The 14,413-nt window shown below is 65.9% G+C and carries 12 protein-coding genes; 3 read left to right on the top strand and 9 right to left on the bottom strand.

Annotated elements, in window-relative coordinates:
- Positions 1–52: 52 nt before the first annotated feature.
- Positions 53–382 (top strand): DHCW motif cupin fold protein, encoded by a 330-nt coding sequence (locus JYG32_RS30920; protein ID WP_213266130.1) that lies wholly within the window; start codon positions 53–55, stop codon positions 380–382.
- Between the two features lie 26 nt (positions 383–408).
- On the opposite strand, the gene JYG32_RS39185 is transcribed toward JYG32_RS30920, so the two are convergent.
- From JYG32_RS39185 to betC, 9 genes are all read right to left on the bottom strand, one after another.
- Entirely contained in the window at positions 409–1,944 is a 1,536-nt protein-coding gene (locus JYG32_RS39185) for a coproporphyrinogen-III oxidase family protein (RefSeq protein WP_249744887.1), read from the bottom strand.
- A 29-nt stretch (positions 1,945–1,973) separates the two neighbouring features.
- On the bottom strand, positions 1,974–4,580 hold the full coding sequence (locus JYG32_RS30915; RefSeq protein WP_213266129.1) for a methyltransferase domain-containing protein: 2,607 nt from the start codon (positions 4,578–4,580) through the stop codon (positions 1,974–1,976).
- Positions 4,581–4,644: 64 nt separating this feature from the next.
- Entirely contained in the window at positions 4,645–5,355 is a 711-nt protein-coding gene (locus JYG32_RS30910; protein ID WP_174378547.1) for a methyltransferase domain-containing protein, read from the bottom strand.
- Positions 5,352–6,272, bottom strand: a complete 921-nt coding sequence (locus tag JYG32_RS30905) for a DUF692 domain-containing protein (protein WP_213266128.1) — start codon at positions 6,270–6,272, stop codon at positions 5,352–5,354. Before JYG32_RS30905 ends, JYG32_RS30910 begins: the two co-directional genes overlap by 4 nt.
- A gap of 51 nt (positions 6,273–6,323) precedes the next feature.
- Positions 6,324–6,536, bottom strand: a complete 213-nt coding sequence (locus tag JYG32_RS30900) for a hypothetical protein (protein ID WP_017335097.1) — start codon at positions 6,534–6,536, stop codon at positions 6,324–6,326.
- A gap of 328 nt (positions 6,537–6,864) precedes the next feature.
- Positions 6,865–7,833 (bottom strand): hypothetical protein, encoded by a 969-nt coding sequence (locus JYG32_RS30895; protein ID WP_249744788.1) that lies wholly within the window; start codon positions 7,831–7,833, stop codon positions 6,865–6,867.
- Between the two features lie 407 nt (positions 7,834–8,240).
- Positions 8,241–9,380 carry a porin gene (locus JYG32_RS30890; protein WP_213266127.1) on the bottom strand — a complete coding sequence of 380 codons (1,140 nt, stop codon included), beginning with the start codon at positions 9,378–9,380 and terminating at the stop codon, positions 8,241–8,243.
- A 257-nt stretch (positions 9,381–9,637) separates the two neighbouring features.
- Entirely contained in the window at positions 9,638–10,603 is a 966-nt protein-coding gene (choX, locus tag JYG32_RS30885) for a choline ABC transporter substrate-binding protein (RefSeq protein WP_213266126.1), read from the bottom strand.
- A 45-nt stretch (positions 10,604–10,648) separates the two neighbouring features.
- On the bottom strand, positions 10,649–12,199 hold the full coding sequence (gene betC, locus JYG32_RS30880) for a choline-sulfatase (RefSeq protein ID WP_174378551.1): 1,551 nt from the start codon (positions 12,197–12,199) through the stop codon (positions 10,649–10,651).
- A 240-nt stretch (positions 12,200–12,439) separates the two neighbouring features.
- Here betC and JYG32_RS30875 point away from each other — a divergent pair, with 240 nt between their 5' ends.
- Together JYG32_RS30875 and purU are read left to right on the top strand one after the other, a co-directional pair.
- Complete coding sequence (locus JYG32_RS30875) at positions 12,440–13,345, top strand: choline sulfate utilization transcriptional regulator (RefSeq protein WP_174378552.1); 906 nt, start codon at positions 12,440–12,442, stop codon at positions 13,343–13,345.
- Positions 13,346–13,513: 168 nt separating this feature from the next.
- Positions 13,514–14,389: a formyltetrahydrofolate deformylase gene (gene purU, locus JYG32_RS30870; RefSeq protein ID WP_213266125.1), complete on the top strand. Its 876-nt coding sequence runs from the start codon at positions 13,514–13,516 to the stop codon at positions 14,387–14,389.
- Positions 14,390–14,413: the final 24 nt, after the last annotated feature.

Below are 14,413 nucleotides of genomic sequence, written 5' to 3'. Positions count from 1 at the left end.
GTGAAGCACGTCGTCCCACGCAGTCAGGAAGCGATCCACTGGAGTCGTCACCATGAAAATGTCAGACATTCCCTTCGGCACCACCGACTGGTCGCAGGTCGATCGAGTCGAATATCCGGGCGAGCGCGGCGTTGCCTACTGGCGCACGCAGACCTTCGGGACGATTCGTGTCCGCATGGTCGAATATTCGCCGGGCTACCTTGCCGACCATTGGTGTTCGAAAGGTCACATCCTGTTGTGTCTCGAGGGCGAGCTGCACACCGAGCTCAAGGATGGCCGATCGTTCACGCTGTTGCCGGGCATGAGCTACCAGGTCGCAGACGACGCGGAACCGCACCGCTCGTCCACCGACGCCGGCGCCAGGCTGTTCATCGTCGATTGACGCGCACCTTCGGCGCCGCATGCCGATCAGGCACGCGTCATCGGCAAGTCCACCGCGGGCTTGGCCGCGATCCGCACGAGCGAAACCGGTGGTTTGGCGTGAGCCGTCAGCGTGCGCTTGACGGCGGGGCTGAAGAACAGCGCGAGCGTCTCGTCCTCGAACAGCCGGCCGAGCCGGGTCAGCCGCAAGCCCGCGGTGCCTTCGCTGTCCGCGTAAGGCTCGAGGATGCCGAGCCCGACCAGCCTGCCGGCCAGCTCCCGATAATGCGCGGAGCGCTGCGGATTGCCGGCGGCGATCGCGTGCAACCCGGCATCCTCCACGCGGCCGCTGCGCAACCCGGTGACGTAGGACATCGCCAGCAACTCCTCATCGTCGATCGCGCGGCCGGTGGCGATCGGGATTTCGCCGGACAGCACGCGGTCGGCATACGCGCGAATATGCGTGTCGTTGCGGAACTCGTAGCCTCGGCAGCCGTACCCTGCCGGACTCCCACCGACGTGCGAATACGACGCCGCCCCGACGCCGAGCAGATCGCGCGACACCGAGGTGCGGACCTTCTTGAACGGATCGGTATAGTGCTGCGCACGCACGAAGCGGTTGCCGTCGCACTGGTGATAGCCGAGCGCCGCCATGCCCTGCCAGATCAGCATGCGCCCAAGCAGCGTCTCGAGCTCGTCCTCGAATTCGCCGTGCCGGTCTTCCGACCGATACCAGTCGCCCTGCGGCCGGTCGGCGAAGCGGCCGTGATACCAGGTCAGATGCGCCGGCCGCAGTTCCGCGATCGTCTGGAGGTTCCGCCAGGTCTCCGCCGGCGAACCCTTGTAGAGCCCCTGGATGAGATCGAGATTCCAGTTGTCGAAGATCTCGCTCGCGATCTGCGCGGCGCGAATCGGCACGTCGCGCTTGTAGCCGCGCCCCGCGTATTTCAGGACGGCGTCGTCGAACGACTGCACGCCAAAGCTCAGGCGCGTGACACCCTGCTCCTTCAGGAAACGCAGCTTGTCCGCGCCGCCGGGGGCCGTGATGGTGAGCGGGCTGCCCTCGATGCACACCTCTGCGCCGGGCAGAATGTCGTAGTCGTCGCCGATCGCGCGCATGAGGTCGCGCAGCGTCTCCTCCTCGAGCACCAGCGGCGTGCCGCCGCCAATGTAGATCGACGAAAGCGCCGTGCCCGATTGCGCGAGCCTGGCGCTCCAGAGCGCCAGTTCATGCCGGAGCGCGTCGAGATAGCGCGCCACTTCGTTCTCGCCGGTCTGCGATGCCTTGCCCTTGCCCGCATAGTGCTGCACCGTGTAATGGCAAAAGGTGCAGCGCGTCTCGCAAAACGGGATATGCACGTAAAGACTGGTATCGCCGCCGAAACAAATGGCGTTCAGCACCGCGCTCGATTCGACCGGCGTCAACGAGTCGATCGGCGGATAGACCGCCACCGAATGGGTGCCGCCAACCACACTGCGCCTGATGCTCAACCCCGCGGCGTGCAGCGCCGGCAGCGCGTCGGGAATGCCGAGCCGGCCCAGCGACGCACGCGCATCGTCGAAGGCAGCGGCCTGCGTGCGCATCTCCATCCGTCGGGCCGGTGCATCGGTCGTCATCGAATGCGCTCCGCGATGATCGTGAGGCACACGTCGGCGTGCGGCCCCGGATCCTTGTCCTCGGTGTAAGTCACGTCGAACGGATTGACGAGTCGCGGCACATAGTGCTTGCGCCATGCGCTTGCCCGTTCACCGGCCAGGGTCGACACGGTTTGTCCCCACACGCGCTCGATGACGATGGACAGGTCCGGGCGATCGAAGGCAGCACGCATCAACGCATAGATGTCGTCGAACTGAACCCACGGCTGCCCGAGCCGATGCAGCGGGAGCCGCACCAGCCGGTGCGTGACGGCGATTCGACCGCCGACGCGGATGACACGCGCCATCTCGGCGACCATGGCCGGACCGAGCCCCAACTGCCAGATCGCGCCGGTCCATTCGTTGACGGCGGCATCGGCCGAGCCTTCGCGCAACGAGATGCGCTGTGCCAGCCCGGCGCGAAACTGCACGTTCACATATCCTTGCTCGCACGCAAAGCGGCGCGCACGATCGGTCACGCAACGCAGCATCTCGATCGAAATGACGAGGCCGTCGGGGCCGACCAGGGGCGACAGACGGCGCGCAACCCGGCCATTGCCGCCGCATACGTCGACGACGACACTGCCCGGCCCCAGGTTGAGCAGCTCGGGATGGTTGGGCAGCAGGTCTTCCCGCAGGCGAACGAGCTTTTCCTCGGCCTCCGGCGTCTGGCTGAACGTGTTGTCGCCTTCGAGAGACTTCAACAGCGGCAAACGCCAGCGCAAATAGGCGAGACGGAAACGCGCGGCGATGTCGGACAGCCTCTCGGGAGGAGACGGCGACGCGTTACCGAGCAAGACCTCGTCGCTCGGCAGGTTGGCGATGCAGACGTCGCCGAAGGTTTCGTCCAGCACATGCACGGCTTCGAAGACGCCGACGAAATCGGTCTCGCTCGGCTTTTCCGCGGGCCAGAGCGCGTCGGCATCGAGCTCGAGACACAAGCCGCAGAGCCCCGCCCGTTCGGCCCAGGCCACGGCGTGCGCGCGCGTCGCGGCGTCGAGGAACGACCGGCCCGGCGCCATCCGCGCATGCACGGGCACGCCTGCCCGCGTCAATGCGTCGAGGCCGGCGATGGGCTGCGCCGGCGCCGGCCATGGCACATCGTCGACGCTCACGCCGGCACCGAGACGGCGCAGCGACCGGACGACATCGGCGTCGCACTCCGGATCGGCGGCCTGCACCACCGTGTGATGCAGGCGCAACCGGCCCGCTTGGCGCAGGCGCGCAAGCTCGGCGAGGGTCGACGCATGATCGCCGATTCGCGTACAGCGCAAATGCAGTTGCGGTGCGGTCGATTCGGCCTCGACACGCGCACGAATCGCATCGGCCGACACGGCGTCGAGATGCAGGTTGATGGTGTGGCACAGCCGCGTTCGGCGGCTCTCCGCGGCCGCGCGGCGCAAATGCGCGAGTTCGTCGGCCGATGGCACGCCCTCCGACGTCACGTGCAGGAAGCCGTGCTGCCGCAACGCGGCGAGCATCGTGTCGATCAGGTGCTGATCGTCGAAGCCCTTGCGCAGCGCGCCAACGCGGACAGGCTTGCCCGCGAGCTCGGCGACGAAGTCGGACAGCCCCTCGCCGGGCGGCACGGCCATGCCGACTTCGAAGTGGCCGTGGCACAGAAACCGGTGCCCGGCGATTTCGACGTCCAGCATCTCGACCGCCGGATCGAGCATGACGAACGCATCGCTGCCCAGCGTATCGTTCCGAAACGGGTTCCTCACGGCGCGCCCGCCGGCCTTCTCGCTGACGACGACACCGAGTGCGGCGAGCCGGTCGATCACCTCGAGCGCCTCGGCGTCGGACAGGCTGCCCAGCGCCCGCGCCACGTCGGCGGCTGAATGCGGTGTGGCCAGCAGCTCGAAGATGCGGGCCGAGCGCTCGGACAACTCCGCGTAGGCCGGCGCGCTGTCGGCGTCCGGGAAATAGACCAGCCAATGCCGCGGCGACGCATCCAGCGTCTCGGCAGGATCGAAGCCATACGGGTTTTCGATCCACGGCGTGAGGTCGTGGCGCGACCGGGCCACGATAGCGGCGCGCGACGCGACGAAACGCACGAGCGAGCGATCCGAACCCGCGGCATCGCCGATTCCGGCCGCGACGGCGTTTGGCCACGCATCGACCGTGACCTGGCCGAGACGACGGGCGAGCGTGACCAGCGCTTGATCGATCGCCAGCGCGTCCTGGTGCGTTGGCGCCGCGAATTCGGCGCGCGTCGCGAGATAGGCGACGAAGGCACCGGCGAGACGCCAGAAATTCGGGCCGTCGTCGGCATAGCCATTGACGCGGGCGAATTCCGCGGCCACGGCGTCGACGTCGAGCCCGCTCATGAACAGAAGATGCTGACTCAGCGGCACGCGGCCGAGCGCAACGCGGACGATGCGCACCAGGCTGCGGCGGTACATGCCGATATTGGTCTGCGTCGCCTGCGGGGTGCAGGCATAGTCGGCCACCACGGCCCGCTCGGCGGCGCCGAGGCCCGCGAGTGAGGCAGCATCGGCGTGCCCTGCCCGCGTGACCATCTCGACAAGACCATCGTCGCTGAGAATCCGCCGCCACGTATCCCATACCAGCCTGGCATCCATCACGCCTCCCGTGTTCGAAGAGTCTGGTCGCTCGCGGCAACGGCGATCGCTTGCTCGCAGGGGCCTACTTGATCGCCAGGAACCCCTCGAAACACAGATACTTCATGACGGTCGTGATATCGACGAACCCCGCGCGCTTGAGCAGCCCGAGGTTGCCTTCCGTGGAGAACGGCTCGAGCACGCTCTTGAGGCTCGCTGTCTTGTTCAGGATCTCGTCGGCCGAGAACCCTTCGCGCCGCTTGTAGTCGTTGTAGAGCGACACGACCATGTCCTGGAACCGCGCATCCGGCGCGCGAACCTTCTCGAACAGGATGAAGGCGCCGCCCCAGTTCAGGCGCTCGTAGATGCGGTTGAATACTTCCTGCCGGTCTTTCGGCGGGATGAACTGGATGCAGTAGAAGGACACGATCAGGTCCGACTTCTCGAAGCCGTACAAGCGCGCGTCGCCGACTTCAAGCGCGATGTTGGGCACCTCCACGCAGTGCTGCCGCGCCTTGGCGATCATCGACTCGACCGGATCGATGCCGACCCACGTGATGCCCGGCTTCGACGCATGATGTTCCGCCAGCTTCCGCAGCAGCTGGCCCGTGGACACGCCGATCTCGTAGCAGATGCTGTCGCCGTGGCAGAAGAAATCGCTGAGCTGGCAAACCAGGTCGTGCCCCGCATCGTAGTACGGCACCGACCGGCGGACGTGATCGACGAACGTTTCGGCGACGTTGCCGGAGAACGTCCAGTTCGCCGGTGCGACGTCGATATCGTGGCCAACTTTCACGCTGCCTCCTGTTGTGTGGTTCGGCGGCTGGCGGGGCCATAGGCGCGGTCCCACGCAGCGCGTCCGCGCGCCAGATCGGCAAGGATGACGTCGATGGAGCGGGCGACGTCGAGCGTCTCTTCGCGGCTGCGCAGCGCCTCGGCTTCGTACTCGAGGATCACCGCGCCGGGGCGCGCGCGCGACAGCACGTCGTCGAGCAGGTCCCATACGGGCTCGACGACCTGGGTGTCGTGCAGGTCGTGGTACTGGTTGTCGAACCAGCGGCCGCCGGCCATGTGGATGCAGATAACACGGTCCATCGGGATCGTGTCGAGGAAACGCGCGATCGAATAACCGCTGGCGCCGTGGTTTTGCGCGTTCGCATAGAGGTTGTGCAGGTCGAGGTGCAAATAGGTGCCTGACAGCTCGACGACGCGGGCGAGGAACTCCCCCTCCTCCATGTCGCTTCCGGGGCATACCCGGTAGTAGGCCGCGTTCTCGTGCGCGAGCGGGACGCCATACAGGTCTTGCAGCGCGCGCGCCCGGTTGGCAATCCGAACGACCTCGTCGCGCGAGAACTGCAGCGGGCTGCTCCACACGTCGCACCACGACGCGTCGCTGTAGAAGCAATGGTTCGAAACCCAGGGGACGTTGAATTTCCGGGCGAGCGGCACATGGCGTCGCACCGCCGGCGTGCTCGCCAGATCGTCGAAGCCGAAGTCGCCGCCGTAATTGGAGTGACCGACGAGCGGAAAGCGCGCGGAGACCTCGCGCATCGTGTCGACCATCGCCGGCAACATCAGCCCCGGCCCGTCAAGCGGCGCCATCACGCCGTCGAACAGTATTTCCAGCGCATCCAGGGATTGGTCGAAAAAAGGAAACCAGTCGATCAGCGCCGGATTGAACTGGAGCCCGACGCCCAGCCTTGGGATGCTCATGGCGAACACCTCCGCTTGTTCGCCATGGAGCCGATTCCCATGTGATGCATGTCAGTTTGCCGCGCACTTGGCCGCATTCGCCGCGCAGTGGGCTGCGTTCGCAGCACACTTGGCGGCGGCGGCGGCACATTTTGCCGACGCCGCACGCGCCACCGCGGCATGATAGGCCGCTGCGCACTTCGCCAATTGCGCCGCGCACTGGGCGGCAAGTTCGGCCGCATCGGCCGATTGCACTGACAGCTTCTTCACGTCGTCGTTTGCCATTTCAATCCCCTTCGCCTGTAGTTGAACGCTTCTACTTCCACCACCTCCGCCTGACAACTGAAATTCGTTATAGCAGGAATTCTAAGCAAATCTAGGAATTAGCATTTTCTTTTTCCAGGATTACGAAATATGGAGTTGCTGCATAAAACTCGTCAGCGCCTCGCACTGCAATCCTGACCTATTCTTCCGGTTACTATTTCAAAATAAAATTCCAGAAAGAAAACAATATCGAAATGCTTCACGCGCAACCGCCCTTCGACTGTTCGATCGGCTCACGCAGTGCTTCTGAGCAAGAGCCGGTGAGCTCGAGACGTTCCGGTTCGTTTATTTACATCCGATCAAGCGACAACGCGCAAACATGATCGGCGGGCGGACAGTATTCGGCGAGCCGTTTCAGTGCGCTGTCGTAGTCCTTTTGCTGTTCGGGCGTCAAATTCCCTATCCCCTTTCTTTCGTAGGCCTGCGTCAAGCCGAAATACGCCCAGCCGTTGCCTTTGAAATTCGTGTACAGGTCGCGATTCGGGTCGTCGTCGCCGAGCGACGCGTGGAGCGTGTCGATCGCGTTGTCGTATTGGTCGAGGTCGATCAGGAGTGCGGCGAGGGCCTGCCTGACCGGAACCATCCAGTAAGGCGGCTCGTCGTAGTTCATCGCGTCCTGCAGCTTGACCGAGCGTTCGAGAACGCGTACGCCGCTTCGCGCGTCGCCGTTCATCTGGTCGATACGTGCGTGCGCGACCGATTGCATGATCTGTGCGGCCTGGTGACCCATCACTTCGTCGCGCCGCTCGTTCCTGAACGCGATCACGTCCTTCTCGAGTTGCGCATACGCACTTCGTGCGCCGCTTGCATCGCGTTTGCGGATGTAGGCGAGCACTTGTGCGTAGCCCCAGGAAATGCGTGCAAAGCGCCAGTCCTTTGCCGTCCCGTCAGGCGGTGGCTGCCGGGTAATCTCGTCCGGCGACATGAAATACGGCAGCGACTGGTAATAGACGCCGCGATAACGGTCGGTCCGGAACGTCACGCCCTTGCCTTCCGAAGTCCGGAGCCGATCGGCGGCCCAGGTCATGTCCTCGACGTTGCCTGTCATGATCGCCGAAGCAAGCGCGAAATGGATGTTGTGCCGGTAGTACCTCCAGCGATAGCGGTCGCCGTCCGGGCGATCGATTCCGCCCGCAGTCCCGGCGTCGACCTTCTTGAAATAGGCTTCGTCACTCGCCGTTGCGTTCCGATTCGCTTCGAACGATTTCAGGTGGCCGACGGTTATCCGCGGTGGCGTAGAGCAAAATGATTCCGTCACTCCAGAATCCCCATAGATCAGGGCGTCCGATCCACGAGTTGACGACTTTATTGACAGTCTCACCGAAATAATGTCGTCAATTCGCCTATGTCCGGATTAAATTTGTCAATTCGCGTAGTAGACTTCGCATTTCCGCAGTAAGCCTCTGATCTTGTGGACGCTTTCGCCATTCGGTGCGGTCCGTCACGACGCAGAACTCCGATTGAACGCCTCCAGCCGCAAACTCAATCTCCGACGGCGGAAAGGCGGTGCGGGATCTCCGCAGCCGACGGCTCCCGGTTGAGCGGCTGTTCAGGGTCTGACAGCCCCATCCACGGAAATCCGCGAAGAAACAAAAAAAAGCGCGAACCGCAGTTCGCGCCAAAGAGAGACCTCGCTGAAGACGTCGCTGCTCCACACCACCCTGCTCAGAACGAATGCCGCATCCCGATCCGCACGTCGGCCTGCGTCTGCGTCGTCGACGGCGTGAAGCTGTAGCCGACCACCGCATCCACGCCTTGCGACGCGCGCAGGTAATCGCCGGAGATATACACGTCGGTGCGCTTCGACAGCAGGTAGTGCAGGCCCGCCGTGCCCTGGTTCCAGTGATGGCCTTCGAAGCGCGTGTGCTGGTAGCCCGCGATCAGGCTCAGCGCCGGCGTGAACTGGTACAGGCCGCCGCCTTCATACACCTGCATGTGCGACGACTGGCCGAAACCCTTGATCGTCGTGTACGAGAAGTTGGCGTCGAGCGTCAGCTTGCCGATCGTGTAGCTCGAGCCGATGCCGAACGTGCCTTGACTGTCGACGTTCATCGGCGTGTTCGCGAACAGGTCGGTGCGCGCGCCGGTCGCCGGATCGACGGTGACGGTCTGCTGGCCGAGGAACGTGTGCGTGCCGATCATCGCGTACGGGTCGAACGCGTAGATGCCGTTCGGGTTGTTCAGGCGCGTGTACGCGGCGCCGATCGAGAAGTCGCCCTTCGTGAAGCTCGCACCCGCGCTCCATGCGCTGTTGCGATGGAAGTTGCCCGCGACGTTGCCGAACGAGTACATCGCGCCGAACTTGAAGCCGCTGAGGTCGTTCGACAGGAATTTCACCGAATTCGGCAGGCGGTCGCCGTTGAAGCGGTCGAAGTCGCCCTGGTGGATCGCATAACCGCTGCCCCACGCCGAGATGTTGTAGATCGACACGAGTTCGTTCGTGATGTCGAGCTGGTTGCCGAACGACAGCGTGCCCCAGTCGTTCTGCAGGCCGACATACGCCTGCCGGCCGAACTCCGCGCCGCCGAAGCCGAGCTGCCCGTTGCCGAGGTGGAAGCCGCTCTCGAGGGTGAACACGGCCTTCAGGCCGCCGCCCAGGTCTTCCGTGCCCTTCAGGCCGAAGCGGTTCCCGTATGAGACGCCGTCGTCGAACTTGACCACGTGCGAGCCGCCGGTGTTGTTCACATACGTGATGCCCGCGTCGAGAATCCCGTACAGCGTCACGCTGCTCTGGGCATGCCCGACGGCGGGAATGCAGGCCGCGCATGCAAGCGCGGCGGTTACGGCAACTTTCTTGTGCTTCATTATCGACCACCCTCCCTGAACCGTTCGATGGAAAGAATCTCGTCCCGGCGCGTGCCGCAATACGCCGGTGGATTCAAATTCGGTACGCCCGCTGGCTTCGGCATTTCGTTTTTCGCAATAACGCAGCCATTGACAAAAAGTACAAACCCATATTTCGCGTCACCCGTCTGAAGGCGACACCAAATGGTCACGATGCGACCGGTCGGGAAAACACGTAGACAGGCGGCACGGCAAAAACCGGCCGCCCGAAGGAGGGGTCAGCGGCCGTCGAGGGCCGCGCGCAAGGCCGGCAGGCCCGGTGCGCCGGCGACTGTCGTCACGCCGTCCAGCCAGCCGGCGACCAGCGCCGGGTCGGCCTTCAGCGCGTGCTGCGCCGCGAGCGCGGGCGACGTCTTGTGGTCGAGCATGTCGGCGATCATCCGGTTCTCGACGTCGACGGAGAACGTCATCTGCCGGAACAGCCGCGCAAGGTTCGCGCACTGGCCGGCGAACCCGGCGCGTGCGACCGTATTGACCGTCGCCCCGCCGTAGTTCGGGCCGAAATACGCATCGCCGCCGGACAGATAGGTCAGATGAAACTTCGTGTTCATCAAATGCGGCTCCCAGCCGAGGAACACGATCCAGCGCTTGTCGCGCACCGCGCGCTCGACCTGCGTGAGCATGCCCGTCTCGCTCGATTCGACGAGCGACCAGTTCGCCGTGCCGAGCGCGTGGTCGGACAGCATTCGCTTGATGTTCTGGTTCGCGGGCGCGCCGGGCTCGATCCCGTAGATCTTGCCGCCGAAGCGGTCCGCATAACGCGCGAGATCGGCGAACGTATGCACGCCCGCAGCCGCGACGTAGTCGGGCACCGCGAGCGTGAACTTCGCGCCGCTCAGGTTCGCGTGCAGCACGTCGATCGACTTCTCGTCGACGAACGGCTTCACGAGCGGCGCCTGCGCGGGCATCCAGTTGCCGAGGAACACGTCGACCTGCCCTTTCTTGAGCCCCTGGTACGTGATCGGCACCGACAGGTTCGCCACGTCCTGCCGGTAGCCGAGCGCCTTCAGCACGACGCCCGCCATCGCGTTCGTCGCGTCGATGTCGGTCCAGCCGGGCGCCGCCATTTTCACGTCGCTGCACGTCTGCGGGTCGGCCGCGTGCGCGCCCTGCGCCACCGTCAGGCAGGCCGCCGCGGCGAGCGCCGCGCCGATCCGGATTGCTGCATTGCATTGCCGTTCCATCGCCAGCTTCCTCCGTCGTTCGTCAAGGTTCGCGATGCGGGACGCTCAGCGCCCGACACGCGGAAAACGCGCCATCGCCTCGAGCGTGTCGAGTTCGATGTGATTGCGCATGTAACGCTGGCTCGCGTCGGTGAACGGCTGCCAGTCCCACGCGTGGATGCGGCCCTGCGTCGTCGCCGCGTAATGAAAGCGCCGGCGCCGCTGGCTCGCGCGCACCTGCCGGTCCAGCTCGGGCAGGTTCCAGCGCTGCGCGGCTTGCGTGCGGAACGCCGCGAGCACGTCGGCGGCTTCCGGCAAGCCGGCGAGGTTCGTGAGTTCGCGCGGGTCGTCCGCCAGGTTGTAGAGCTGGTCGGGATCGGCCGGGCAATGCACGTACTTCCAGTCGCCGCGGCGGATCATCACGATCGGCGCGACCGCGCCTTCCGCAAGGTATTCGCCGAGCGCGACATCGTGCGCGGGCGTGCCGTGCAGGTGCGGCACGAGGCTCGCCCCGTCGACAGGGTCCGGCCATCCGGGGTCGGGCCAGCCGCCGGCCGGTGCGGCGCCGGCCAGGTCGACGAGCGTCGGCAGCAGGTCGACGTGCGACACCGGCCCGCGCACGCGCGCGGCGCCGAAGCGGCCCGGCGCATGGACGATCAGCGGCACGCGGCAGCCGCCTTCGAAGAACGTCATCTTGTACCAGAGCCCGCGCTCGCCGAGCATGTCGCCGTGGTCGGACGTGACGATCACGATCGTGTCGTCGGCGAACCCGCACTGGTCGAGCGCGGCCAGCACGCTGCCGAACTGTGTGTCGACGTAGGACGTCGCGCCGTAGTACGCATGGCGCGCGGCGCGGATCTGCGCATCGGTCGGCGGCGTGCGGTCGTTCTCGCAGACGAAGCGCAGCCGCTGCGAATGCGGGTCGCTGTCCGCCGCATCGCGCCGCACGGCCGGCATGTCGATCTCGTCGTCGCGGTACAGGTCCCAGTATTCGCGCGTGATCGCATACGGGTCGTGCGGATGGGTCAGCGACACGACCATGCAGAACGGCCGCGCGTCGTGCCCGGCCGCGCGCTCGCGCGCGACGTCGTACAGCTTCTGCTTCGCGGCGAACGTGACCTCGTCGTCGAAATCGAGCTGGTTCGTGCGCACGCACGGGCCCGCGTCGAGCACCGAACTCATGTTGTGATACCAGCTCGGCCGCTCGGTCGGACTGTCCCAGTCGGGCACCCAGCCGAAATCGGCCGGATAGATGTCGGTCGTGAGCCGCTCCTCGAAGCCATGCAACTGGTCGGGCCCGCAGAAATGCATCTTGCCGGACAGCATGGTCCGATAGCCGCCCGCGCGCAGGTAGTGCGCGAACGTCAGCGTTTGCGCCGGCAATTCGGCGGCGTTATCGTAGGCGCCGATCCCCGACGGCAGCTTGCCGGTCAGCAGCGAGAAACGCGACGGCGCACACAGCGGGCTCGCGCAATACGCGGCGTCGAACACGACGCCTTGCGCGGCGAGCCGGTCGAGCGTCGGCGTGCGCGCGACGCGGTTGCCGTACGCCGGCAGCGCAAACGGCGTGAGCTGGTCGGCCATCAGGATCAGGATGTTGGGTGTCGGGTTCGTCATCGGCGGTCGCAGGGAAAGCGGTGTTCGAATGGAACGGTGCGCCGCTTTGGCGGCGAGTCGTCCGGCATGACGGATGCGGCCCGCAGAAAGTGCCGCGCGTGCCCGCCGCGACTGGCTAGAATCGCGGAAGGCCTGGCGCGGCGGACGTGAAGCGCGCGTGCCGTGCCGTCCGATGCACTATCGCCCGCCCGAATTCGGGCGGGTAGGCGTCCTGCCCTTATGGGGCCATTAGAAGGACTTATGTCGAAACCCGAACCGTTACCGTCGATGCAGGCGCTGCGCGCGTTCGAATCGGCCGCCCGGCTCGCGAGCTTCACGGCCGCCGCGCGCGAGCTCGGCTCGACGCAGCCGGCCGTGAGCCAGCAGGTGTTCCAGCTCGAGGCCGAGCTCGGCGTGCCGCTGTTCGAGCGCAGCCCGCGCGGCGTCACGCTGACGGCCGACGGCCAGTGCCTGTACGAAGCCGTGCGGCTGAGCCTCGACACGCTGCGCGGCGCCACCGCGACGCTGCGCGCGCGCCGCGAGCACGGCGCGCTCACGATCGTCACCGACTTCGGCTTCGCGACCTACTGGCTGATGCCGCGCCTGGCCGGCCTGAAGCGCGTGATGCCGGACGTCGACGTGCGCGTCGTCACGTCACAGGATTACGACGCGCAGCGCGACCACGGCGACATCGCGATCCTGTTCGGCGACGGCCACTGGCCGTCGTGCACGGCCGCACGGCTTTTTCCGGAATCCGTCACGCCGGTGTGTTCGCCCGCGTTCCGCGATGCGCACCCGCATGTCGCGCGGGCCGACCACCTGCTCGCGCTGCCGCTGCTGCACGTGCAGCCGACGCGCCCCGAGCGCTGGCTGTCGTGGTCCGGCTGGTTCGACGCGCACGGCCTCGACACGACGGCCGCCGCGCGCGGCGTGACCTTCAACAGCTACGCGCTCGTGATCCATGCGGCGCTGCTCGGCGAAGGCGTCGCGCTCGGCTGGTCGCCGCTCGTCGACGAGCTCGTCGCGTCCGGCCAGCTCGTGAAGCTCGTCGACGCGCCCGTCGTCACGTCGCGCGGCTACTTCCTGGTGCGGCCGCCGCAGCGACCCGAGCCGGACGCGACCCACGTGTTCCGGCGCTGGCTGCTCGACGCGTGCGCGAGCGCCTGACGGACCCGCCCGCCTCCGCGCACTGGCGCGCCGATACCAGCCACACGGCGCGTTGGTTCTATCCTCGTCAAAATCGTCCTGATTTACTTGAGCCTCCCGCTACCCGCGCGGCGCGGCGCTGTCGTGCACCGCCGCGCGGCCGTGCGCCCATGCCATCCGAGGAGTCTCATGACCGCCGAGCACCGCCCCGATCAATTCGTCCTGACACTGTCGTGCGCGAGCGCGGCCGGCCAGGTCGCCGCCGTCGTCGGCTTTCTCGATCGCCATCGCTGTTATGTCGATGCGCTGAACGTGTTCGACGACGATCTCAGCAACCGCTTCTTCGTGCGCTGCGTCTTTCATCCGACGGATGAAACGCTGCATATCGACGCGCTGCGCCAGGAATTCGCGCCGATCGCGGCCGGCCTGGGCGGCGACATGCAATGGGCGATCCACGACGTGAACGCGCGGCCGAAGGTGCTGATCATGGTGTCGAAGCTCGAGCACTGCCTCGCGGACTTGCTGTTCCGCTGGCGGATGGGCGAACTGAAGATGGACATCGTCGGCATCGTGTCGAACCACCCCGACTTCGAGCCGCTCGCCGCGCAGCACGGGCTGCCGTTCCGGCATTTCCCGATCACGGCCGACACGAAGGCGCAGCAGGAAGCGCAGTGGCTCGACTTCTTCGAATCGAGCGGCGCCGAGCTCGTGATCCTCGCGCGCTACATGCAGGTGCTGTCGCAGGAAACAAGCGCGAAGCTCGCGAACCGCGCGATCAACATCCATCATTCGTTCCTGCCCGGCTTCAAGGGCGCGAAGCCGTATCACCAGGCGCATGCGCGCGGCGTGAAGCTGATCGGCGCGACCGCGCACTTCGTCACCGACGATCTCGACGAAGGCCCGATCATCGAACAAGTGGTCGAGCGCGTCGATCACGCACTGCGGCCCGAGCAATTGCTTGCGGTGGGGCGCGACGTCGAAAGCATCACGCTTGCGCGCGCGGTGAAGGCGTTTATCGAGCGGCGGGTGTTCTTGAACGGGGATCGGACAGTGGTGTTTTCGTAAAGCCGGTACGCTGCAAGCGGGATC

This window comes from Burkholderia pyrrocinia, assembly GCF_018417535.1.
GTDB classification, from domain to species: domain Bacteria; phylum Pseudomonadota; class Gammaproteobacteria; order Burkholderiales; family Burkholderiaceae; genus Burkholderia; species Burkholderia pyrrocinia_E.
Note: the sequence above shows the minus strand (reverse complement) of the source record. Positions and strands in the feature narration are given on the sequence as shown.